General features: G+C 48.6%; 22 protein-coding genes. 16 read left to right on the top strand and 6 right to left on the bottom strand.

All coding sequences use genetic code 11. From position 1 onward, the window contains the following. Nucleotides 1–150: 150 nt before the first annotated feature. From H8S18_RS07005 to H8S18_RS06955, 11 genes are all read left to right on the top strand, one after another. Nucleotides 151–1191: an N-acetylmuramoyl-L-alanine amidase gene (locus H8S18_RS07005; protein ID WP_186857601.1), complete on the top strand. Its 1041-nt coding sequence runs from the start codon at nt 151–153 to the stop codon at nt 1189–1191. Between the two features lie 4 nt (nt 1192–1195). Beyond that, entirely contained in the window at nt 1196–2077 is an 882-nt protein-coding gene (locus H8S18_RS07000; RefSeq protein WP_186857600.1) for a LysR family transcriptional regulator, read from the top strand. A 305-nt stretch (nt 2078–2382) separates the two neighbouring features. Further along, nucleotides 2383–3354, top strand: coding sequence for a DMT family transporter (locus H8S18_RS06995; protein ID WP_186857599.1), 972 nt, complete (start codon nt 2383–2385; stop codon nt 3352–3354). A 59-nt stretch (nt 3355–3413) separates the two neighbouring features. Beyond that, nucleotides 3414–4124 (top strand): response regulator, encoded by a 711-nt coding sequence (locus H8S18_RS06990; RefSeq protein WP_186857598.1) that lies wholly within the window; start codon nt 3414–3416, stop codon nt 4122–4124. A 25-nt stretch (nt 4125–4149) separates the two neighbouring features. Next, entirely contained in the window at nt 4150–5592 is a 1443-nt protein-coding gene (locus H8S18_RS06985; protein ID WP_186857597.1) for a sigma-54 interaction domain-containing protein, read from the top strand. A gap of 369 nt (nt 5593–5961) precedes the next feature. Next, complete coding sequence (locus H8S18_RS06980) at nt 5962–7410, top strand: 4-hydroxyphenylacetate 3-hydroxylase family protein (protein WP_186857596.1); 1449 nt, start codon at nt 5962–5964, stop codon at nt 7408–7410. Between the two features lie 155 nt (nt 7411–7565). Then, a complete protein-coding gene (locus H8S18_RS06975; protein WP_186857595.1) occupies nt 7566–7880 on the top strand; it encodes a NifU family protein in 315 nt (104 codons plus the stop codon). Further along, complete coding sequence (locus H8S18_RS06970; RefSeq protein ID WP_186857594.1) at nt 7864–8133, top strand: hypothetical protein; 270 nt, start codon at nt 7864–7866, stop codon at nt 8131–8133. Before H8S18_RS06975 ends, H8S18_RS06970 begins: the two co-directional genes overlap by 17 nt. 5 nt (nt 8134–8138) lie before the next feature. Next, nucleotides 8139–9449, top strand: coding sequence for an acetyl-CoA hydrolase/transferase family protein (locus tag H8S18_RS06965; protein ID WP_186857593.1), 1311 nt, complete (start codon nt 8139–8141; stop codon nt 9447–9449). A 14-nt stretch (nt 9450–9463) separates the two neighbouring features. Further along, complete coding sequence (locus H8S18_RS06960) at nt 9464–10576, top strand: 4-hydroxybutyrate dehydrogenase (protein ID WP_186857592.1); 1113 nt, start codon at nt 9464–9466, stop codon at nt 10574–10576. Between the two features lie 42 nt (nt 10577–10618). Beyond that, on the top strand, nt 10619–11296 hold the full coding sequence (locus H8S18_RS06955; protein WP_186857591.1) for a response regulator: 678 nt from the start codon (nt 10619–10621) through the stop codon (nt 11294–11296). Between the two features lie 70 nt (nt 11297–11366). On the opposite strand, the gene H8S18_RS06950 is transcribed toward H8S18_RS06955, so the two are convergent. Continuing rightward, complete coding sequence (locus H8S18_RS06950) at nt 11367–12833, bottom strand: succinate CoA transferase (protein WP_186857590.1); 1467 nt, start codon at nt 12831–12833, stop codon at nt 11367–11369. A 588-nt stretch (nt 12834–13421) separates the two neighbouring features. On the opposite strand from H8S18_RS06950, the gene H8S18_RS06945 reads away from it, so the two are divergent. The 4 genes from H8S18_RS06945 (at nt 13422) to H8S18_RS06930 (ending at nt 18417) form a co-directional block, all read left to right on the top strand. After that, on the top strand, nt 13422–14003 hold the full coding sequence (locus H8S18_RS06945; protein WP_186857589.1) for a WxL domain-containing protein: 582 nt from the start codon (nt 13422–13424) through the stop codon (nt 14001–14003). Nucleotides 14004–14080: 77 nt separating this feature from the next. After that, nucleotides 14081–15175 (top strand): DUF916 and DUF3324 domain-containing protein, encoded by a 1095-nt coding sequence (locus tag H8S18_RS06940; protein ID WP_186857588.1) that lies wholly within the window; start codon nt 14081–14083, stop codon nt 15173–15175. A 7-nt stretch (nt 15176–15182) separates the two neighbouring features. After that, the gene (locus H8S18_RS06935) at nt 15183–17492 is read left to right on the top strand and encodes a pectate lyase-like adhesive domain-containing protein (RefSeq protein WP_186857587.1); all 2310 of its coding nucleotides are present in this window, start codon (nt 15183–15185) and stop codon (nt 17490–17492) included. Between the two features lie 727 nt (nt 17493–18219). Beyond that, nucleotides 18220–18417: a hypothetical protein gene (locus H8S18_RS06930; RefSeq protein WP_186857586.1), complete on the top strand. Its 198-nt coding sequence runs from the start codon at nt 18220–18222 to the stop codon at nt 18415–18417. Nucleotides 18418–19099: 682 nt separating this feature from the next. Here H8S18_RS06930 and H8S18_RS15055 read toward each other — a convergent pair. The 5 genes from H8S18_RS15055 to H8S18_RS06905 all read right to left on the bottom strand — a co-directional run bounded on the left by H8S18_RS15055 (nt 19100) and on the right by H8S18_RS06905 (nt 22980). Beyond that, nucleotides 19100–19408 carry a hypothetical protein gene (locus H8S18_RS15055; RefSeq protein WP_186857585.1) on the bottom strand — a complete coding sequence of 103 codons (309 nt, stop codon included), beginning with the start codon at nt 19406–19408 and terminating at the stop codon, nt 19100–19102. Then, nucleotides 19409–19690, bottom strand: a complete 282-nt coding sequence (locus H8S18_RS15050) for an RNA polymerase sigma factor (RefSeq protein WP_186857584.1) — start codon at nt 19688–19690, stop codon at nt 19409–19411. A gap of 5 nt (nt 19691–19695) precedes the next feature. After that, complete coding sequence (locus H8S18_RS06915; protein WP_186857583.1) at nt 19696–19839, bottom strand: hypothetical protein; 144 nt, start codon at nt 19837–19839, stop codon at nt 19696–19698. Nucleotides 19840–20224: 385 nt separating this feature from the next. Beyond that, nucleotides 20225–21505 (bottom strand): ClC family H(+)/Cl(-) exchange transporter, encoded by a 1281-nt coding sequence (locus H8S18_RS06910; RefSeq protein WP_186857582.1) that lies wholly within the window; start codon nt 21503–21505, stop codon nt 20225–20227. Nucleotides 21506–21576: 71 nt separating this feature from the next. Beyond that, nucleotides 21577–22980: an MFS transporter gene (locus H8S18_RS06905; protein WP_330598749.1), complete on the bottom strand. Its 1404-nt coding sequence runs from the start codon at nt 22978–22980 to the stop codon at nt 21577–21579. Here H8S18_RS06905 and H8S18_RS06900 point away from each other — a divergent pair. Then, on the top strand, nt 22968–23561 hold the full coding sequence (locus H8S18_RS06900; protein WP_186857580.1) for a sodium ion-translocating decarboxylase subunit beta: 594 nt from the start codon (nt 22968–22970) through the stop codon (nt 23559–23561). The two genes, H8S18_RS06905 and H8S18_RS06900, sit on opposite strands and share 13 nt — an antisense overlap. The last annotated feature ends 37 nt before the right edge of the window (nt 23562–23598 follow it).

Raw genomic sequence — 23598 nt, 5'->3', positions numbered from 1 at the left:
ATGCAAAATTTTTGCGGATGCCAGATCGGCTGTCTGCAAAATACTAGATGTTATGCAACTGTGCTGTTTTTATTATAGCATGCCGGCACGGCATTGTGTAATCGGGAAAGTGCGGCTATAATAGCGGTATATGAAAGGAAATGTAAAGCAATGAGAAGAATCTGGATCATATTGATTTGCATGATATTATGCCTGGGAACCGCGGCATGCGCGGCTGAGCCGGAAGAGGCCGCGGCTGGATGGCCGGAACCGATACAGGAGGAGCCTGCAGCCTCTCCTGCGGCGACTCCCGCCTCAACTCAGTCCCCTGCACCCGTGCCTACGCCCACGCCAGACCCGACGCTGAAAAGCGGAGTGGAAAGCGAGGCGGTCAAAGCGCTGCAACAGCGTCTCGGTGAGCTCGGCTATCTGGATATCGATGAATATACGACGAAGTTTGGTCCGGCAACCGAACGTGCCGTGCGCCTTTTCCAGAGGCAGAATGGACTTGCGGAGGACGGCGTTGCGGGAGAAGATACGCTGGCGCGGATCTATGCGGATGACGCAAAGGAATGTACCCTACCGCTCTTAGGAGTGAAAATAGGACTTGATCCGGGGCACCAAAGGAAAGGAAATTCAGAACAGGAAGCCGTTGCCCCCGGTTCGTCAGTGACGAAAAACAAAGTTACTTCCGGCGCGGACGGCAGGAATACCGGTACTCCGGAATACCAGGTGAATCTCGATGTGGCACTGAAGTTACGCGATTTGCTGGAAGAAAATGGCGCAGAAGTAGTAATGACCCACGAAACGGCGGATGTTGACATCTCGAACCAGGAACGCGCAAAAATAATGAATGACGCAGGCGTAGACCTCGCACTCAGGCTTCATTGCGATGGTGTGGACGATTCATCGGTGAGCGGCGCAATGATGCTCATACCGGCGGGAGAACATGCAGAGGGCTTTGAGCAGCAAAGCAGGGCTGCGGGAGAGGCGGTCTTTGCGGCCTATCTGGAAGCGACGGGCGCGCGCGACCGCGGGATTATCGCGAGGGACGACCAGACGGGTTTTAACTGGAGCACGGTTCCCATATGCAACATTGAAATGGGCTGCCTGTCGAACGGAGACGAGGAGGCGCTGCTTATTTCAGATGAGTACCAGAATCGATGCGCGCAGGGGCTTTTGAACGGTATTGCCGGTTATTTCACGAACTAAAGAAATGAATATCAATCTGGATTACTATAAAACATTTTACTATGTAGCGAGGCTGGGCAGTATTACACTGGCGGCAGAGGCGCTCTATGTTTCCCAGCCCGCTGTGAGCCAATCGATCCGGCAGCTTGAAGAGGCATTGAGGTGCAGTTTATTTTTCCGTACGCGCAAAGGCATGCAGATGACGCCGGAGGGCAAGGCGTTGTATTTTCATGTGGAAAAAGGATATGAACAGATTCTGCTGGGAGAAAAAAAGGTGGAAGGCATGCTTGATTTTGAAGCGGGCGAAGTGCGCATTGGGGCTTCCGATATGACACTGCAGTTTTATCTGCTGCCATTTCTTGAAGAATTCCACAAGAAACATCCCAAGGTCAAGATCAGTGTGACAAATTCTTCCACTCCGGTAACGCTTGCGGCCCTGCGGGAAGGAAAGATCGATCTTGGCGTCGTAGGATCTCCGGTGGAAGATTATAAAGATCTTTCCGTGCGTGAAGTGGCGGAAATCCGGGATATCTTTATTGCGGGAGACGCATTCAGTGCATTGAAGGGAAAAACGCTGTCGCTAAAAGAGATTGCGGATTACCCAATCGTATGCCTCGGGCGCGAGACAAGTACAAGACACTACCTCGATGCGTTTTTCCATTCCCACGACGCGGTGCTTAGCCCGGATTTTGAGGTAGCGACTTCCGACCTTGTTGTGCCGTTCGTGGAACGCAATATGGGCGTCGGAATCGTCGTGCATTTTTTTGCGGAAGACAGCATCCGTGCGGGGCGGACCTTTGAGGTGCGGACGAGGCATTCGATTCCCGCGCGCAGCATTTGTATTGCTTCGGGAAGCAGGGGACAGATATCGCGTGCGGCACAGGAATTCCTAAATATATTAAAATAAGCAATTACCGGACTGCTGCCTTGATTGCGGATAATCAACCGGTTTTTTGTAAGCTTATTATTTGCAGGCAAGGGAGCATGCGCGCCTACAGGCCCGCCCATATGGCGGTTTTACAGCCGCGCGCTCTGTGTATGGTAAAATAAATCGCTGCAAATTTGAAAAAGTGTCCGGCCGCGCAGCAGCGAGGTTTTTCGGGCAGTTTTATAAGTGAAAATTATATAAAGTATAAATATTATTGAATTTACTTATGAATTCTTCCGGCGTATTATAAACATTGGAGTTTATGACGGAAGGAAGTAATTTTTGTGAAAAAAGGCTGGATTTATATCGCTATTTCGACCATTCTTTTCAGTACGATGGAGATTGCCCTCAAGGAGATTGCGGGAGATTTCAATCCGATGCAGCTCACCATGACACGTTTTTTGGCCGGAGGGATATTTCTTGTTCCCTTCGCGGTCAATACGATGAAAAAAAGAGGCGTACACATAGCGGCAAAAGATCTCCGTTTCTTTGCGTTGCTGGGCCTTCTGGGGATCGCGGTCAGCATGACGTTTTATCAGCTTGCCATTACAGATACCAACGCATCGGTGGTTGCGGTTCTTTTTTCCTGCAATCCCGCATTTGTCATGCTGTTTGCGGCCCTGCTCCTGCATGAAGTGATTCATCGCCGTAATGTGGCCGCGATTATCCTCGAGGCCATAGGCATCATCGTTATTATCAATCCGTTCCACGTGCAGATTGGCGCCTCGGGCATTGTATTCACATTGCTTTCCGTGCTTACGTTTGCACTGTATGGTGTGCTTGGCAAACGGAAATGCGCGGAATATGGCGGTGTTGCCGTTACCTGCATGAGCTTCCTGTTTGGTGCGCTTGAATTGCTGGCTTTCGCGGGGATGAGCCATATTCCAGCCATTGCCGGTGCTTTGGCGGCGAACGGACTCGATATATTTGCCGACATTCCGTTTTTTACGGGATATAATATAGAGAATGTTGGATTTGTGCTGTATATTTTTATTGGGATTACAGGCGCGGGATTTGCCTCTTACTTTACGGCAATGGAAAAAACTTCTGCGAACAGCACTTCACTGATTTTCTTTTTCAAGCCGGTTCTTGCTACGATTCTTGCCTTTTTTATCCTGCACGAGGCGGTTCCATCCAATATGGTGGCGGGAATTGTGCTGATCTTGATCGGCTCTATGGCGAATATCCTGCCGGGGCTCCTGAAGACGCGCCTGGGGAAAGGCAGGATAGGAAAGGCTGCGGAATCAAATCCATAATTTGGGATGGTTTTGCCTGCGTTTTTGGAATGATATTCCCCGCAAAAGCGCTATGAAGCTTGGTTGACACTGTTTGGGGAATCTTTTACAATTGTGATATGGAAACGGAGCAATTCAGGGTTGTGATCGTGGATGACGACCCGATGGTGTTATATATCAGCCGTGAATACATGGAGCGTGATCCGCGGTTTGTGGTCGTGGGAGAATTTACGGACGGACGGGAAGCGTTTCGTTTTTTCTGCGAAAATGCAGTGGACCTTGTGCTTCTCGAACTCCGCATGCCTGGATATTCCGGAGAAGAGCTGATGAAAGATTTGCTTGAAAACGATATTCCGGCGGATATTATTCCGGTAACGGCTGAACGAAACGGGGAAAGAATGGGAAGGGCGTTTCGCCTCGGCGCGGCGGATTACCTGATGAAACCGTTTACTTATGAGCGGTTTTGCGAATGCCTTGGGCGCTATGCGGAGCGTATGCGGATTGCCGCGGGGCTTAAGACGGCGGATCAGGAAACCGTCGATCACCTGCTGCATATGCCGCAGGTCCATGCGGCTCCGGCGGAGGGCGGCGGGCAGGAGCGGCGCGTGCTGGATTGCTTCAGGAAGGCGCCGGAATGCCGCTTTACCGTAAAAGAGATAGCGGAAACACTTGGCCTTTCGGCAGTGACCGCGCGGCGTTACCTGAAGCGGCTTGCAGATGCCGGACGCATTGTGAGCGATATCGACTATAACACGGGCGGCCATCCCCGCATTCTGTATAAGCTGCCCTGAAGCGGCCTGGGCAAAGGAGAAGCATATGAAAAAAAGGGTTCCGGCTTATTATGAAAAAGGCGGCGCGACGGACATCTTGTCGGATATTTCCCGGGCAAAAAGCATACTCGATGTGGTGATCGGCGGGTCTTACGATGGAATTTATATTACGGATGGCAGCGCAAATACGATCATGGTCAATGAATCTTACGAGATTATTTCCGGCTTGAAACGCGAGGATGTGCTCGGGAAAAATATGCGTGATCTTGTAAAGGACGATATTATCAACGTATCGGGCACCTTGATGGCGATTGAATCGCGAGAGCCCGTAACGCTGGAACAGGAATTCCAGACGGGAAAGCGTGCGGTCATTACCAGTACGCCTACGCTTGACGAATCCGGGAAGGTCATACTGGTCATTACCAATGTACGCGACGTTACGGAACTCCACGAACTCAGAAGCAAACTGCGGCGAAATGAGAAACTGTCGGAAAAGAATGTATCGGAGCTTGAAGCTATGCGGCGGCAGATCATCGGCGACGGAGAACTGGTGGTTCATGACCCGGCAATGCTGTCGATTATGCATATGATTGACCGGGTGAGCAGGCTCGATACGACGGTGCTCCTCATGGGGGAGACAGGAACGGGCAAAGACAGGATTGCTTCCTATATTTACCGGAACAGCAACCGCAGCGAAGAGCGGTTTATTAAAGTAAACTGCGGCGCGATTCCGGCATCGCTTATTGAAAGCGAGCTATTTGGCTATGAACGCGGCGCATTTACGGGCGCAAACCGCGAGGGAAAAATGGGCCTTTTTGAAGTTGCGGACAAAGGGACTATTTTCCTTGATGAAGTGGGGGAACTTCCGCTCGATATGCAAGTCAAACTGCTGCGTGTCCTGCAGGAACAGGAGATCGAGCGTATCGGCTCCAATAAGCCCGTTAAGGTAGACGTGCGTGTGATTGCGGCGACCAACCGGAACCTGCAGGATATGCTGCGGGAAAAAACCTTCCGCGCAGACCTTTACTACCGCCTCAACGTATTTCCCGTGACTATTCCGCCGCTTCGGGAGAGGCGCAAGGATATTATTCCTCTTGCGGAACGTTTTCTGGGAGAACTGAACCGCAGATATAATATGAATAAGTATATGACTTCGTCCGGACAGGATGCTTTGCTTGAATATCGTTGGCCGGGCAATGTACGTGAACTGAAAAATGTGGTGGAACGCGCGATGGTTATGAGCAGTACAGAGGATATTTCCGCGGGAAACTTCTTTTTGCATACGCCTCCCGCGGCAGGACTGCCACAGGAATATGGCGAAGTGGACCTAAAGGCGGTGACTGAGCGTCTTGAACTCGATTATATTGAACGCGCCTACCAAAAAGCGGGAAACGTGCGCGATGCAGCAAAAAGCCTCGGCATGGATGCTGCGACCTTCGTGCGCAAACGGAAAAAGTATCGGGAAAAATACCAGACGTTGCAGAAATGAAACGCGTTGCAGAAATGAAACAAAGATGAAAAACGGTGCCAAAAGGCGCTTTTTTCATATATGCAATTTTAATGCCAACTGAACAATGTTGCAAAAATGAAACAAAAAGGAAACGGAAATGGAAAGACGTCTTCCGGATGGAACGTTTCGATGGGAATTCTTTCTGGAATTCACAAAAAAATTGGGCGATGGTTATGATTTTTGTTGAAATTTATCCTTGAATAAGAGAAAAATTTTTTTTTTACAAAAAATTGATAAAAAAATCACATTTATCTCTCGCTTGGCACGATAATTGCATGTATAATAATAGAGGAACAGACCGGCGCAAAGCCGGGGGGTATATTAAGGAATGGAAAGGGAGATAGAATTATGGCACTTATGACAGGCGAAGAATACATCGAAAGTATTCGCAAAATCAACATGGAAGTTTATATGTTCGGCGAGAAGGTTGAAAGTCCGGTGGACGATCCGATCCTCCGCCCGTCGCTCAACTCGGTCCGCATGACGTATGATCTGGCGCAGATGCCGGAATATGAAGACCTGATGACCGTTACGCTTGAGGATGGAAGGAAAATCAACCGTTTTACGAACATCCACCGCAATACCGATGACCTGATTAAAAAAGTAAAAATGCAAAGGCTACTCGGACAGCAGACGGCTGCGTGTTTCCAGCGCTGCGTCGGCATGGATGCGTTTAATGCGATTTACAGCACGACGTTTGAAACGGATAAGGCGTGCGGTACGAACTATCATGAAAACTTTTTGAAATTTATGCGGTATTGCCAGGATAACGACCTCACGGTGGACGGCGCTATGACCGACCCGAAAGGAGACCGTTCCCTGGCACCGCATGCGCAGCCCGATCCGGATATGTACCTGCGCGTAGTGGAACGCCGTCCGGACGGTATTGTCGTCCGTGGCGCAAAAGCACACCAGACGGGAATGCTCAATTCTCACGAAGTGATCGTGATGCCTACGGTTTCCATGAGACCGGAGGACAAAGACTATGCGGTTTCCTTTGCTGTGCCGCTCGACGCGCCCGGCCTCTTTATGATCATCGGCCGCCAGTCCTGCGATACGCGCAAGCTGGAAGGCAGCGAGCTTGACGTAGGCAACTCTGAATTCGGCGGCGTGGAAGCCCTCACGATCTTTGACGACGTATTCGTCCCGAACGACCGTATTTTCCTCAACGGGGAAACGGAATTCGCGGGCATGCTGGTAGAACGTTTCGCGGGTTATCACCGTCAGAGCTACGGCGGCTGCAAGGTCGGCGTGGGCGACGTGCTGATCGGTGCGGCGGCGGTTGCTGCGGAATATAATGGAGCGGCAAAAGCTTCGCACATCAAGGATAAGCTGATCGAGATGACACATCTCAACGAGACGCTGTATGCGTGCGGTATCGCCTGCTCGGCAGAAGGGCACCCAACGGAATCGGGCAATTACATTATCGACCTGCTGCTTGCCAATGTGTGCAAACAGAATGTAACGCGTTTCCCGTACGAGATCGTCCGTTTGGCAGAGGATATTGCGGGCGGTATTATGGTTACGGCTCCGTCCGAAAAGGACTTCCGTGATCCGAAGCTCGGCAAATATGTAGAAAAATACCTGAAGGGCGTGGAAGGCGTTTCCACAGAAAACCGCCTGAGGATCCTGCGCCTGATCGAGAATCTTGCACTTGGGACGGCGGCGGTTGGTTATCGCACGGAGTCCATGCACGGCGCAGGCAGCCCGCAGGCACAGCGTATTATGATCGCGCGCCAGGGCAACCTTGGGATGAAGAAAGAACTGGCGAAGAAGATCGCCCACATCAAAGAATAATGCGCGCATAGCGCGCAGGATACAAGCGGAACTGCACACAGACAGGGCGGGCTTCTGGTTTGGGCCGGGGAGTGCAAATGCCCGGTGTGTATTCGGCAGCAGGAATGTTCCTGTCTGTGGCAAGACCGCAAAAGTGTACGGGAAAACTAGAAATTATGATACAAACGGAACTGCTCAAAAAAATTGAACAAGTGCTGGAAGAAAAAGTGCGGCCGGAACTCGGCGGCCATGAAGGCGGTATTGAAATCGTTGGCTTCGAAGGCGGCGTGCTGAAAGTGCGTTTTCTGGGAAAATGCAGCAATTGTCCCTCGGCTTCCTTGACGTTTGAATCCACCGTTGCATCGGCGGTGCAGGAAGCGGTGCCGGAAGTAAAAGACGTCGTGCTTATAACGGGTGTAAGCGACGAAACGTGGAGCATGGCAAAAGAAATATTGAAAAAGAGAAGAGAGCAGCGTGAAAATAGGAATTAAATACTGCGGGGGATGCAACCCGCGTTATGACAGGACGAACATTGCGCAGAGGCTGCGGGAGGATTTCCCGGGAGAGGAGATCGTATCTGCTGCGCCCGGCCTTGATATGGACTACGTGGTTGTCGTATGCGGCTGCAAAAGCGCGTGCGCACTCGTGGATGGGCTGACGGGAAAGTATGGCAGGACGATTCTTACGGAATCGGATGCGTATGACGGACTTTTAAAAACATTGGAACAATTACAAAGGAGATAGGCCAAATGGATTGGAAAGAGATTTATCAGTCAAGACTTACGACTGCGGAAGAAGCGGTGAAAAAGATCAGGTCGGGCGACCGTGTGGTAATCGCCCATGCGACAGGCGAACCGGTACACGTGACGGACGCTATGGTTGCAAATGCGCAGGCGTATGAAAACGTGGAGATTATCCATATGGTGTCTATGGGAAAATCGGCCTACTGTGCGCCGGGAATGGAAAAGCATTTCCGCCACAACGCATTTTTCCTCGGAGGAACGACGCGCGCGGCCTGCGCGGAAGGGCGGGCGGATATTACGCCGGTCTATTTTTCCAAGGAACCGGAACTCCTGCGGACGAACTGCAAACCGGACGTTGCACTTGTGCAGGTGACGCCCCCGGATGAACACGGCTATGTGAGTCTCGGTATTTCGGTGGATTACACAATGGAAGCAGTGAAGCAGGCGGAGACGGTGATTGCGCAGGTAAACAAATATATGCCGCGCATCCACGGAGATTCCTTTGTCCATATAAGCGAGATCAGCGATTTTGTAGAATTTGACGAACCGATCCTTGAACTGCCGAACCCCAAAATTACAGAAGTGGAAGAGGCGATTGGCCGCAACTGCGCGTCGCTGATTCAGGATGGCGACTGCCTCCAGCTGGGGATTGGCGCAATCCCGGATGCGGTGTTGCTCTTTTTGAAGGATAAGAAAGATCTTGGCATACACAGCGAAATGATTTCGGACGGTGTAGTGGAACTGGTGGAAGCGGGCGTTATCACCAATAAGAAAAAGACGCTGCATCCCGGCAAGAGCATCCTGACGTTCGCTATGGGTACACGCCGCCTGTACGATTACCTTGACGATAACCCGGCAGTGGGGATTTATCCTGTAGACTATGTCAACGATCCGGTTGTGATTGCGCAAAACGACAATATGGTCTCCATCAACTCCTGCGTACAGGTGGATCTGATGGGCCAGGTGGTTTCCACCTCGGTTGGACACAAGCAAATTTCAGGCGTGGGCGGACAGGTAGACTTTGTGCGCGGCGCAACCATGAGCAAAGGCGGCAGGAGCATTATTGCAATGCCTTCCACAGCGGCTAAGGGAAAGGTTTCCAAGATTGTCAGCATCATCGACGAGGGGGCGGCGGTTACGACGTCGCGGTATGACGTCCAGTATGTGGTGACGGAATACGGCATTGCGGATCTGCGCGGCATTACGCTGCGGGAACGCGCGGTGCGTCTCATACGGATTGCGCATCCGGATTTCAGGCCGCAGCTTATTGAATTTTTCGAGAACAAATTCAAATGTAAATATGAGGATCAGGACTAATAAGGAGAAAAGCCATGAAAGAACTTTCAATTAAACCGGAAATATTCTCGTTCGACACCTGTAAGGAGTTTTGCGAGGAATATAAAATTGGCGAGGGAGACCTCATCATTACCAACGAATATATCTTCAATCCATATTTTACGGACCTTGGCATCAAAGCGGACGTATTGTACCAGGAAAAATACGGTGCGGGTGAACCTTCCGACGAAATGGCGGAAGCGATGTATGCCGATATGAAAGGCGATTATAAGCGCATTATTGCCATTGGCGGCGGCACGATCATCGACATTTCCAAAATCTTTGCGCTCAAGAATGTGAGTCCTATCCTCGACCTTTACGACAGGAAAGTAGAGATCGTTAAAGATAAAGAACTGGTACTCGTTCCCACGACCTGCGGAACGGGCAGTGAAGTGACGAACATCGCGATCCTCGAGCTTAAGAGCCGCCACACCAAGCTTGGCCTTGCGGTAGATGAGATGTACGCGGACAGCGCGGTACTGATTCCCGAACTTCTGCGTGGCCTGCCCTTCAAATTTTTTGCGACAAGCTCCATCGATGCGCTGATTCACGCGCTCGAATCCAGCCTTTCGCCCAAGGCGACTCCGTATACGGAGATGTTTGGTTATAAGGCAATCGAGATGATCCTGAACGGATATAAAGAAATTGCGGCAAATGGGCAGGATGCGCGGATGCCGCTTTTGAAGGACTTCCTGATCGCCAGCAATTATGCGGGTATTGCGTTTGGCAACGCGGGCTGCGCGGCAGTGCACGCTATGAGTTACCCGCTTGGCGGAACCTACCACGTACCGCACGGCGAGGCAAATTACTGCCTGTTGATCGGCGTGTTCAAGGCATACATGGAAATTGATCCGGATGGGAAGATCAAGAAAATGAACAAATTTATCGCGGATATTCTCGGGTGTGGCGAAGATGTAGTATATGATGAACTCGAGAAACTCCTGAACCAGATCATTCAGTGCAAGCCGCTGCATGAATATGGCGTTAAGGAAGAAGAACTCGAAACGTTTACTGATAATGTAATGGAAAAACAGGGACGCCTCATGGCCAACAACTATGTGGAGCTCTCGCGGGAAAAGGTCTACGATATTTATAAGAAACTGTATTGATTGGAGTTTGAGGCAGGAAGACGCGCTCGGGGAGAATATGATATGTATCGTATGGCGGTTTTAAAACAGGGCCTGAAAAGGCTGCATACACCGATGACAGACACAATCAAGGGATGCGAATTCACAACAGAGATGATTCCGCTCGAAGCGGAGATTTCTGCCGCATATTTTGTATCCCATCCGGTGGACCTGCTTCTGATTGACCTGTGCAAAAATCCGCAGCTTGGTCTTTCGTTGCTGAAACAACTGAGGATATTGGGGGCGCAGGGCGAAGTGGTCGCTTATATCGCGCGTGATGACTGTGATACGCTAAGGCGCGTACTGCGCCTTGGCGTAGTAGACTGCCTTGTCGATCCTTTTGATACGGGCCGTTTTGAGCAGGCTGTCGAACGTTTCCTGCGGCGCAAACGCCTGTTTGCGCAGGGAATGATCACACAGGAACAGGCGGACGGCCTTTACAGAGGGATCGAAGAATTGCCGGATTTACCGAAAGGACTTCAGAAAAAGACGCTCAATACGATCCGTGCGGTTCTCTCGAGCCGCCCGGATATCAGCTTCTCCTGTGAGGATATTGTAGGGACAGTCAATCTTTCGCGCATTACAGTGCAGCGATATCTTTCTTACCTGCGGCAGGCTGGAGAAGTGACCGAGGATGTGAACTACCGTACGGGCGGGCGGCCGTGCTCTTTGTACCGCTGCAATCCGGGTGTATTTGCGTAAAAGAAAAAGAGCAAATAATATTAAAAAAAGGTATGGAGCTTTGCTCCATACCTTTTTTGGTAAATGAAGTTTATTTCCCTTGGAAAACTTCGCCGAGGAGCTGCGGCGTGTGTTTGTGCGTACACTGTGCGCACGCACGGTCGAGGTAATCGTGCAGCATTGGCCGGAAATCCGGATGCGCGCAAGTGTCAATGATCTTCCGCGCCCGCTCTTTCGGTGTGGTCGCCCGCAAATCGGCATAACCATATTCTGTCACGAGGAAGTGGATATCATGCTCCGTATGGTCGACATGTGTAATAAACGGAACAATGCAGGACAGGGTTCCGTTTTTTGCAGTGGAGGGCGTCATGAAAATAGAAAGCCCGGCATTCTGCGCAAAATCCCCGCTGCCGCCGATACCGTTCATAATGCGCGTCCCATTAATATGGGAAGAATTGACATTCCCGTAGATATCGACTTCAATCGCCGTATTCATAGCAATAATACCAAGGCGGCGGATAACTTCGGGATGATTGCTGATTTCCTGCGGACGCAGCATGATCTTATCCCGGTAATTTTCAAAATTCGCTTTGTAATGTTCTTCAAAATCGGGAGATACGGTAAGCGACGTCCCGGATGCAAATGAAATCGTTCCGGCGTCAATCAGGTCAAACACCGCATCCTGCAAAACCTCCGAATATACCTTAAGGTCCGTAAATTCGGATTTTTTCAGACCCGCGAGAACTGCATTCGCAACTCCGCCCACACCCGACTGTAAGGGTGGAAGCGGAACGGGAAGACGTCCGGCCTCTGTTTCTTTTGTAATCAGTTCAATGATATTATCTGCAATTTTCTGTGAAATTTCATCCACAGGCTGTACGGCACGCCCTTTGTCTGGGATGTCCGAATAGACAATCGCTGCAATTTTATCAAAATCGCACGGATAATAATCTGTTCCGATGCGGTCGACTGCATGGATGATCGGAATGGGCTTCGAGTTTGGCACGCGCTCCACGGTATAAACATCATGAATACCGCGCAGTGATTCGGGCTGCGTGGTATTGACCTCCAAAATGACATGTTTTGCACACTCGATATAAGTGTTTGCCGCGCCGATGGAAGTGGAAGGGATTAGATGGCCCTCCTCGTCGATCCCCGAGATTTCGACAATAGCAAAGTCGATATCACCGAAAAAACCGTTTTTTGCCCACACAGCCACTTGACTTAAATGGACGTCGAAATAATCAATTTCGCCTGCGTTGATCGCATTGCGGACGGTGGAATTCGTCTGATAGGGCGTACGGCGTTTCATTGCCCCGCTGCGCGTAAGCGCCCCATCGATTTCGTCGCCCACTGAGGCGCCTGTCATCACCGTAAGGTTCAGCTTTTCCCCCGTCGCTTCCGCACGCCTTGCAATGGCGAGCGGCACAGCCTTTGCATGGCCCGCGGGCGTAAATCCGCTCATACCGATTGTTGCATTCGGATAAATGAGCTTTGCCGCCTCATCGGCGCTCATGACCTTGCTGAGATATTTTTCACATTTAATTCTATCGTTCATACCGTTCCCTCCATATACGCCGCGTTTCGCGGCGTTTGTTCCTATTATCACAATTATATATTATACACTGCAAGGCGGAATTTTGCATCCCGAAAATCCATTTTCAAACTTAAGAATTCATCGATGAAAAAAGAAGTTTTTTTTACTTACAAAACCGGGTCAAGGCCGGGATATCCAGCGGAGTCTGGCATTGGATATTTCACTTTATTGCACTGGATAAGAAAATGCAAAATGTTCTGTAAATGCGCTCCTGTATAAAATGGTATGAGAAATACTGTATGTACAAAAATACCTCGTGAAAATTTATAGAGAGCCGACTCATGATAGGGATGTTTTTGCCTTTATAGAAGCAGATAAGGAAACAAAACGATATGTAAAAGCAGGGCCGTCTTTTGGCGGCAATATAGTTATACATTTAAATGTGCACGGTTTTGTCACGCATCCTGTGTGAAATTTAAACAATATGATTCGTTACCGTATGGTTTGTGGGTATATTAAAGTAGAACCCGGTAAAAAGCGGTTGTTCATATTAGCACGGAAATACCGTGTTTATATAAAAATATATAATACTTGAAAGGAACAGAAAGAATGCAAAAAAAAGGAAAGGTTTTCATATCGGCAATTCTCGCTGTGGTTATGGTTTTTGCGCTGGGCGCAATTGCTTTTGCAGCCCCGGCGGACAGCGATACATCGGAAGCAAAAATTGAATTTACGGCAGGCAACTTGGAGCTGAATGCGGTTCCGGCTTTGGATTTTGGCTCGCACACCATCGATAATACAACGGTGGACTTTAAAACACCGGCAGGCCCCAGCACTATGCAGGTCGCTGATGCACGGGGAAGCGGGTTAGGCTGGAAGGTGACGGCACAGTTGGGCGCATTCAGCGTAACAGGAGGAACCACGCCTATTGGAAGCGCGACGATAACTCTCGCGGACGGAACTCCCTCCGGAGTAGGTACGAATGACACGGCTCCGGTGATCAAAACACCGGTGACACTTGCAACGGGCGGCGCGGCAGATACAGTAGTGACGGCGGCGGTGAGCAGCGGACGCGGCACATGGAACACTTCATGGCTGGCGGACAACGCCTCAATTAACGTCCCTGTGCAGCACCAGCAAATCGGCACGCATACGGCAACATTGTCGTGGACCCTGGAAGACGCTCCGTGACGGTACAGAAATGATGGAAAAGCGTATCCGGGGGGCTGATCCCCCGGATACGCGCATGAAAAGGGATAGGAGATAAATTGGGAAAGAAACAATTTAAAATTTTAATTTTACTGCTCGTGGCGGCCTTATTGTTCACATTGGTTCCGGCCATGGCATTCGCCGCAGACAAAAGCGAAACGGTCGGCTTTTCCGTGAGCGCGAATCTGCCGGACAACCAACAAGACAGCGGCGTTTCTTACTTTGACCTGCATATGCGTCCGGAACAGAAACAACGCCTGACAACAACGGTATACAATGAAAATGCAGAAGAAATTAAAGTAAAGGTAGAAGTAGTCAGCGCATCTACTAACGCAAACGGGATCATAGATTATAAGACGCCGGATATCAAGGACGAGACGCTGGAGACGCCATTATCGGAAATCGCGGAAGTCAAGACTCCGGAACTGGTCATCCCCGGCGGAAAAACGGCTGAGGCGGTCGTGAGCATAGAGATGCCTGAAGAAGAATATGATGGCGCGATTCTTGGCGCGATCGTACTGACACAGGTAAAAGAGGAACCCGAAAGTCCGGAGGAAAGCGCACAGAAAGCGCAGCAGGGCGTTTATATCAATAATGAATACAGCTATGTAGTAGGCGTGAAGCTTACGGAAACGGACATAGAAATACTCCCCGCATTCGAAGGGGTACAGGCGCAGCCAGAGTTGCTCAACTACCGTGTCAATGTGGTTCACTATATCAGAAACAGGGAAGCGGCAATCGCGAAGAATATACAGATGGATATTGAGATTTATTCACAAAACGAACAAGCGGTCGTAAAAACGAGCCATGGAACGGTTGATATGGCGCCAAATTCAGTGATGCCATATGCGCTCATGTGGGACGGGGAGATTGCCCCGGGTAAATATGTAAGCAATGTTTCGATGAAACTTGATGATAAAGAATGGAATTTTGAGCTGCCGTTTGAGGTCAGCGCGCAGACAGCGCAGGAAATCAACAAAGAATCTGTGGAACAGGGACAAGGCATCCCGTGGTGGGTGATCCTGCTGATCGTGATTCTCATAGTGCTCATGCTGGTTATCGTGCTTCTGCTGCTTGCAATGAAACGAAAGAAAAAGACGGAAGAAAAAACAGAGATGGAACAGAAAGCGACGAGATCGGGAAGGAGAAGATAACAATACGATGAGAAAGGCAGCCGGAAAAAAGAGGTTCAAGAAGAACCGCATCATATTACTTATCCTGGCTGCCATACTTATATTGGCGGGACTTCCAGCCTATGCGCAGGAAACGGCCGAACTGCCGGAAGAACAGGATATAGTGGCCATAGAGGAGCCGGAGACAACACCGACGGAGGAACAGCCGCAGGAAAGTGAAGCGCAGGCCTCGCCAACGCCGGGTGAAACGGAAGAAGAACTGCCCGAAGCGGCAAATACACCTGAAGCTTCCCCAGCATTGCCATCACCGCCACCAGACACGGAAACAGCAGAACTACAGCCGCAAGCGGAAGAAAATGCGGAGGAACTGGATATCATGCCACTCACGATCACGACGGAAGGGCTGGAGGCAAACGAAGCGATGGTGGATAATTTTGCCGACCTGAAAACAGTGCTGGAAGATTACGCGACCTATGCGGGCGTGGATACTATCTACCTGAATGGCGATATTACATATCAGGCGGGCGGGATCACGATTCATACCAATAGGAATACCATGACGATTATCGGGCACCCCAAGGGGCAGGGCGGCCGACATACGATCAATGATATTGCAGGCGGGCAGGGGGCGGTCGTACGCATCCAGAAAAACGGCTTTGACCTGACGGTGAGGGACGTTGTTATCAATGGCAAAAACTATTATGGCACCTTTACCGTGCTTGATGCCTATACGGGCGTGACTACGAGTTATGAGAATGTGACGTATAACGGTCCACAGATCACATATAACCGCCGGGGCATTGCGCGCTATATCGACAGCTCTATTACCATTGCCAGTACGGGCGGCGACCCGGCACAGGAAGTAGCGGAACTGGCGCAGCTTGAAATCGGCGGGAATACGACGTTTACCAATACAGCGGGTGCGACATCAATGTTTTGGTTTGCCGGAAATTTCGGAAGCAATCAATACATGAAAGTGCTCGACGGCGCGCGGGTGACGGTTAACCATAATTCGACCGCATCCCCTTACGGTTTTATCTATGTGGAAGGATTGGGTGCGGCGGTTAACCAGAGGCCGGAGATCACGATCGGGCAGGACGCATCCCTTGCGGTGAGTACGCGGGTGGGCTTTACGCATACCGACCACCGCGTTGAATCGATTGAAATCAAACAGGGCGGAAAGCTGAGCATCATACAAACGAGCGATCCGGGGAACTATCCGACGGTGCACTTAAACTCATCCCTTACCGTACAGACTGGCGGTACGCTTGAGGTACAGCGCGGAGCAAACACCCGTACGAGCGGGCTTATCCGTTTTTATAACACTGGAGGAAGGGTAACGTTCAACAATCCCAAAAGGGTACAGCTCTACAATCCCTACGGGCGTTTGATCACGACGCGTACGGGAACGGCGGTGATAAACGGAACGGTTGGTGCGGTCAATGTCTGGACAACGGATAAGGGATACACGAACAGTGCCGATAATATGCCTGCGAATATTTGGAATAAAAATGATTCTTCATCCATGAACATGAGCGCAACGTTGGGAACGGCGGCGGTGACTGCCGCATCTATTTCCAATAAGGCGGAGGGGGATCCGTTCACGGCTGAATTTAACAGTTCCTCCTTTAATACCTATGCGATGCCTCTGTTAGTCATGGGAAACTATTTCTTGGATACGGATGCCATATATCCAAACGATACGGCGATTTCGGGGACAGCGGAAAGTGACGCTGATATCCGGGTCAACTATACGAACAATGGAACGCCGCAGGCCTTGAGCGCAACGGCGGGCAGGGGCGGAACCTATAGCATGCCGCTGCCGGATGCGCCGGTTGCACAGGACACCGAAATGACGGTTATGAGCCACCGGAATTACCTGAAGGCGCGGCACATTACAAAAGTACTGGAACAGCCGAGCATCCTTCGTTTCCTGGCTGTACCGGATGACCTGGCTTTTTCTACAGGGAATATCTCGGCTTTGCCGCAAACGGTTGGCAGGCAGGACGCGGCATGGACAATATCTGTGGAGGATACGCGGGGAACAGGCAGCCGTTTCCGGGTGGATGCAAGCATCACTCAACCGCTTCTGGGAATGGGCGGTGCGACGACGTACACGCTGCCGGATGCCCTCGTGTACGTAGATAGTACAGGACAGCGGCATACGCTGGGGAGCGTACCTGTAACAGTATACAATGGGACGACGGGAACTTCTGCCCGTACGGATATCCGTTGGGCGGCTGACAAGGGCTTGCTCGTTTCACTGGGCGGCGGGGAAGGAAATCCGGGTATTCCATACAGTACAACAGTGGAATGGTCATTGATTGACGCGCCGTGATGTGTGCGGCGAAACGGCTCCTGAAAGCGAAATGCATACTGTCATTACGGTGTTGTTCTTCAGTAATCATATATTGCCCCTAAACTGGATACACCGGTCACAAACCGGTGTAAAATGAAGATTAACCATAGCGACGCAGTACTATGGGAATTAGCACAGGACGGCTTTGGCAGATACAGTCGGTGTGACCGATTGACAATGACTTTTATGGTATTAAAGATAACGATAGCAATATTGAAATTTGCCTAAAAAGCACAAGTGAGTGCAGCTATATGTGCAATGTGGTACGAAATGATAGAAGGTATTTTTGTAAAATATATGCAAGCGGATGAAGATGCGCCGCGCTGCTGGATGAACTGGCAATATAAAGTGTGCAGGCAGAGAAGAACATGAGCGGGGAAAGTTGGGGCAGGAGTATTTCTTGCCCTATTATTTTTTTGCATCATTTTACAGGAGGGATTGAAAAAGAAAGATAGGCATAGCAGGCTGTCAATAAACCTTTATTGCGGGTAATCAACCGGCATTTTGCAGGCGGGGGCGCACATATCGTCCTTGCCCGTTCATATGGCGGTTTCACGGCAGCGCGCCCTGCGCGCGGTAAAATTGCTGCAAACGCGAAAAGCTGTCCGGCCGCACAGCGGCGAGGCCTTTTCAACGGCATAAGCAGGAACACAGCATATAAGCTTATCGATGCAAACATATTGGGTATAGGAGGCGCAGGAAGCGTTTGAAAATTAACCCGGTCAAAATTTATAAAGGCAGAGAGGAATACAGCAAACAAGAATTTGCAGCAGAGAAAGAACTGGCTATACATGCAGCATCTGATGGCGTTGGAAGGGAACGGACGTCTCGGAACCTTCCGGCGCTCAAAAGAAGCAAATTTTTAGCAAATACAGTGTTTGGAAAGATAAAAATATCTGATTGACGAAAAAAGATAAAATCAATTTTTTTAGTTACAAAACAGAAATAGATTAAACGGTACCACCTAGTATTATCAAATACCGCTTAACAAAGGGATTTGTGGACTTAGTGGTATTTAGAGGGGAGCTGAGATATTGGATAATAATAGGTAAAATTTTTAGCAAATTTTTAGCAAATATGAAAACATAGAAACCCGCATGGTTGCTGATGAATCTGATATAGATATCTGTTCTGTGAATAATAATTTGATATGAGATTATTTGAAGGAGAGATATTTAAAAAGCAGAGAAAAACTATGACCTGTTAGGTATTTTATTAAAATTTGCTCGTGCGTTTATAAAAAAAGTGATGTTTATATAATATCATGCAATACATTGTATATAAAATAAACGTTTGATTATTTATTTTAAGAGGTGATTCCCATCAGAAAAACGAAGACATTCCTTGAAACGATAGCATCTGCGGCTCCAGCACTTTTAAACAGTTCGCTGATCGCTATTCCGTATTTGTTATTCCTCAAGCTGATCGACGGAACAAATTTAGAAACAATCCTTCCCTTAGTGATATTTTATACACTCCGTATGACGGGTGTTTTTTTGTTGCGCAGTATCAAGACGGGCGCAGGCAGTTATTCCGCACTGATGTTCTCGTTCATTCTGGGGTTCATTGGGGCGCTGTTTGGTGTACTAGGTACGCTTTATTTTCCGCTCTTTATGGTTTCGGCGATCTTCCTTGGCCTGAGCACCGCATTTGTCAAACCGATTTTTACGACGATCAATTTTCATAAGCATGATGAAAAAAAGGAGACGGGCGCTGCTGGAAAAAAGAAGAAGAATCTTTTTCCGCTGGCGTTTGTGGTCGTATTCCTTCTTGCTCTGATGGCGCTGCCGGGCACGATACAGACCTTTGCCGTAATGCTTTTGTATGTTGCGCTTTTTGCTATGGCGCTGTACTCCACATCTCGCGACCCGGAATACAAATTCCGTTTGATCCATTTAAAAGATACGACCGTATCTCTTAAGGGAGCGGCTATCTTTATCGTATTTTTTGCATTGCTGGCTGTGCTGCGCATTGCGCGCCGGACGCTGGACGCGCAGCAGCCATGCCTTGGTATGGTTCTCGTTATGAAATTTCTTCTTGCACTCTGCATATCGCAAGAAAACATCCTGGAAAACATCTTCGGAATCAGCATGGTTTTTTAGGTACACGAAACAGATTCTGCAAATACTGTCAGAGTGTTTATGTATTGTATTCACGATATCTGCTTCATCACGCATAAAGATTACTTAGTGGTGGCGCCCGCCATGATGACCGCCGCCACGCGCTCCACTTCCTGTATTGCTATTGCTGCTTGCGTTGGTATTCGTCTTTTTCCCTGTGCCTGTTCCATCAAGTGGCCTTTCGCCACCAAAGGGGCAATACTCATTAGGGCCCTCAAGTCGGGGGCAATCTTCATTGGGGCATTCCTGATAGTATCTGCAATTTTCATTGATACAAACGCCCGTTTCTCCTGTCACACGTGGGCAATCTGGATAAGTACACTGCGATTGCCTTGGTGTTATTCGCGTCGTCCCGACTACTGTTGTTTGCCCCGTACTCCCGCCGTGCCTTCCGCTACTATGTGGAGCGGCGAATGCGGTTGTTGCAGCTAACACAACGCATAGCATTACGACGATACATACAATTCCTTTTGTCCTTTTTTTCATTTTATCACACCTCCATGAATTTTGGTTTCACTATACATACGATTCACAAAGGCGAATCCATTCAACTATCTAACAGAATAAATTTTTTTTACTGGGAACTTAAACTCAATTGAAGTAATGGATATCATGATCGAGAAGCTGGTCGTAAATTGGACGGGATTTTAAGAGCTCTGCAATAATGCAAGCGGTCAGCGTTGTAACAACTAGCGGTAAAAGCTGACTGTATGCGCCGGTCATTTCACAAACAAGCATGATGCCGGTGAGGGGAGCGCGTACAATTGCGCCGAAAAGCCCTGCCATAGCACATACTATAAAATTTTGCATTAGATCATTAATCCCCAAGTACCCTGAAAGGAATGTTGCGAACACTCCACCAACAACTGCTCCCATAACAAGTGTAGGCATGAGTATCCCACCGGGTACGCCGGAAGAAAAGCTGAACACGGAAAAAAGCAATTTAGCCAATAAGAGAATGCATAGATATAAAAGTGCGTAATTATCTTGTATAATTTCACCTACTAAAGAATCACCGCCGCCCAAAATAGATGGAAACACGAAAACCAATATACCGGCAGCAATAAAAGGAAATATGAGGCGGTAGTAGGAAGGGATTTTCTTCATTCTGCTATATCCTTGCTGCATTTTATTTACCGATGTGTTGTAAAATGCGCCCAGAAAACCAAGGAAAATACCCAATAAGATAAGAACCCCATATTCAGGTAGTGTAAAATCACGAGTAATCGTAATATCAAAAATGGGTGCAGGGCCAAGCAGTAACTGCGTTATAATACCAGATGTGGCACATGCGGCTATAGCTGTAAAAAGGATATTTAGGTTAAAGCTTTTGTGTACTTCTTCAAGTGCAAATAAAATACCGCCAATAGGAGCGCCAAACGCGGCGGCCAATCCTGCGGCACCGCCGCTTGTCATGAGCAAATCTTTCTCTTGGGTATCATTTTTTCGAGCAAAGCCTTTACCTACAACGGCGCCCATCTGAATGCATGGCCCCTCGCGTCCAAGCGAAAGACCCGCTCCCAAAGCGATTACACCGCCAATGAATTTACCAATAAGAATCTTTAAGGGGTGCTGATTAAATAATCCTTTCAACTCACCTTCCATTTGAGGTATACCGCTACCGGTTATCATGGGTTCCCATTTTAAGAGGCGAGCGACAATAAAGAATGCAATGATAATAAAGAGAAACCAAAAGATAATGTGTAGAAAATTATCCTTTGAGCCTGTTGCGAAGCCCTGTGCAAAATCAAAAATTGTTGTTACCAAAAGCCGAAAAGCAACAGTTATGCATCCAGCCACACTCCCCATAATGAGACTCTTAATAAGAACGATTGGTGAAATTGTTTTTATCTTTGGGGTTGATTGACTCATGTACTATTTCCTTAAACGATGTAAGAGTAATATGCTAGGATCATAAATTTCAAATAATAAACAATATCAATTTATTTAGCCTTTTTCTTTTTGTATATTACAACAAGAGCAATTGTGAGGGCAACACTTACACAAAGCAAACATGCCCCAACGATGTAAACGGCTTGCATACCATCTACAAATATATTGGGTTGCCCGCTTACGAAGCCATCCACCTTATAACCAATTCTAGAGCTCATAACAGCATACAGCATACTTGTTAAAATGGAAATCCCCATAACACTGCCGAAATTACGCACAAACATATTTACGCTTCCCGTTATGCCAAGTTTGTTCTTTGGCGCAACGGACATGATGAGCGAGGTAGCAGGGGCGGAAAAAGCCCCGGCGCCAAATCCTATGATACAAAGGTATACCACAAGTTTTACAACGGATTCGGTTGCTGTTAATGTTGAAAGCAATGCAATTCCTATTGTCAGAGTGGCGAGCCCAACCAACATTATTTTTGGCGAACCTATTTTATCCGAAACAGAACCTGCAATGGGCGAGGTTATCCCCATTACGATTGAAATACTCATCATGATAAGCCCGGTTGAGCCGGGATCGATCTTAAGCACATCTTCAATATAAAAGGGCTGTATGATGTTAATGGCATTAATAGCAAAATATAGAATCATTGCGCATAGAACGCTTAATGTCAAAAGTGGATTCTTAAACAATGATAAATCAAGAAGCGGTGGGTTACCTTTCCTTTCAAATAGAATAAAAATGATTGCGAATATTCCTGCGGCAGCAAATGAAAGTATAATATAATATGTACCATACCCGACAGATTCGCCTTCCGTTAAAGCATAAACGAACAATATAACAGCGGCGGCGAGAAAAATAGCACCGCGATAGTCCAATTTTTCGGTTATGCTTGTGTCGCGCGGGAGGAATTTCAGGGCAAGCAGGAAGCCGATTACTCCAATCGGCACATTAATCAGGAAGATATAATTCCAACTTAGATATGTAACAATGAGGCCGCCAATCACAGGGCCAAGCATTGTACCCAATGCAACTGAAATGCCCGAAATACCAAGTGCACGACCTCTTTCATTGGCAGGGAAAACCTCGGTAATAAGCCCTTGACTATTTGCCGTTGCTGCTGCTGCGCCGATTCCTTCTACTACACGCGCAATGATAAGCATATTGAGACTATGGGAAAGTCCGGATAACAATGATCCAATGGTAAATATGGCGGTGCCCATCATAAATATCCGCCCCTTACCGTGAATATCTCCCAGTCGTCCAAAGAGCAGAATGGAGGCTACAACTGCAACGAGATATACGGTTACAACCATTTGCACCGACTCCATTTCAACGCTTAGGTCTGTCGCCATCACAGGCAGGGCGACGTTAACGATTGTTGAATCAAGCATTGCCATAAACGGCATGAAAATAAGAACGCCGAGTATTGTCCATGATACAGCCACCAATCATGCGTGCGCTGACCACACAAAAGGAACGGGTCATAGAAATGCCTGTTCCAGATAAAGTATCAAAAAGAAAACGTATTTTGTTTCCCATCATCATCACGCTTGCAACGCTCCTGCTTGTGCCGACCGCGGGGCCGCTTATTGCCATGCTTATGCTTGGAAATCTGATTCGTGAAAGCGGGGCTACAAAACGTTTGGTGCATGCATTGCAAAATGACTTACTTAGCGTCCTTACTATGCTTATCGGGCTGTCCATAGGTGCAACGGCAACGGCGGACAGAATTTTGAACTTTCAAACAATTCTGGTTATTGTTCTGGGGCTCGTGGCGTTTTGTTTCAGCACGGTTGGAGGGATATTGATCGCAAAGCTCCTGAATAAAATTACAAAAGGAAAAGTCAATCCGTTGATTGGTAATGCAGGCGTATCTGCAATGCCGATGGCTGCGAGGGTATCTCAAAAAATGGCCCAGCGGTACAACTCACAGAACCATTTGCTGATGCACGCCATGGGCCCCATCGTCTCCAGCACCATCGGTTCGGCAATCATTGCGGGGATATTTATTGCAATGTTTGGATAATCACGGCCTTGAAAAATACTAAGGCTGTTTATTTAAA

The organism is Christensenella tenuis (assembly GCF_014287795.1).
Taxonomy (GTDB): domain Bacteria; phylum Bacillota; class Clostridia; order Christensenellales; family Christensenellaceae; genus Christensenella; species Christensenella tenuis.
Note: the sequence above shows the minus strand (reverse complement) of the source record. Positions and strands in the feature narration are given on the sequence as shown.

Coding starts and splice junctions, on each gene's coding strand:
- H8S18_RS07005 (WP_186857601.1), top strand. CDS start 151: ATGAGAAGAATCTGGATCATATTGATTTGCATGATATTATGCCTGGGA.
- H8S18_RS07000 (WP_186857600.1), top strand. CDS start 1,196: ATGAATATCAATCTGGATTACTATAAAACATTTTACTATGTAGCGAGG.
- H8S18_RS06985 (WP_186857597.1), top strand. CDS start 4,150: ATGAAAAAAAGGGTTCCGGCTTATTATGAAAAAGGCGGCGCGACGGAC.
- H8S18_RS06980 (WP_186857596.1), top strand. CDS start 5,962: ATGGCACTTATGACAGGCGAAGAATACATCGAAAGTATTCGCAAAATC.
- H8S18_RS06975 (WP_186857595.1), top strand. CDS start 7,566: ATGATACAAACGGAACTGCTCAAAAAAATTGAACAAGTGCTGGAAGAA.
- H8S18_RS06965 (WP_186857593.1), top strand. CDS start 8,139: ATGGATTGGAAAGAGATTTATCAGTCAAGACTTACGACTGCGGAAGAA.
- H8S18_RS06960 (WP_186857592.1), top strand. CDS start 9,464: ATGAAAGAACTTTCAATTAAACCGGAAATATTCTCGTTCGACACCTGT.
- H8S18_RS06955 (WP_186857591.1), top strand. CDS start 10,619: ATGTATCGTATGGCGGTTTTAAAACAGGGCCTGAAAAGGCTGCATACA.
- H8S18_RS06950 (WP_186857590.1), bottom strand. CDS start 12,833: ATGAACGATAGAATTAAATGTGAAAAATATCTCAGCAAGGTCATGAGC.
- H8S18_RS06945 (WP_186857589.1), top strand. CDS start 13,422: ATGCAAAAAAAAGGAAAGGTTTTCATATCGGCAATTCTCGCTGTGGTT.
- H8S18_RS06935 (WP_186857587.1), top strand. CDS start 15,183: ATGAGAAAGGCAGCCGGAAAAAAGAGGTTCAAGAAGAACCGCATCATA.
- H8S18_RS15055 (WP_186857585.1), bottom strand. CDS start 19,408: ATGGATCAAACGGAATTTGTATTCCGGGTCGCGAGATGTGGAGTACAG.
- H8S18_RS15050 (WP_186857584.1), bottom strand. CDS start 19,690: ATGCGTGATGAAGCAGATATCGTGAATACAATACATAAACACTCTGAC.
- H8S18_RS06915 (WP_186857583.1), bottom strand. CDS start 19,839: ATGAGTATTGCCCCTTTGGTGGCGAAAGGCCACTTGATGGAACAGGCA.
- H8S18_RS06910 (WP_186857582.1), bottom strand. CDS start 21,505: ATGAGTCAATCAACCCCAAAGATAAAAACAATTTCACCAATCGTTCTT.
- H8S18_RS06900 (WP_186857580.1), top strand. CDS start 22,968: ATGATACAGCCACCAATCATGCGTGCGCTGACCACACAAAAGGAACGG.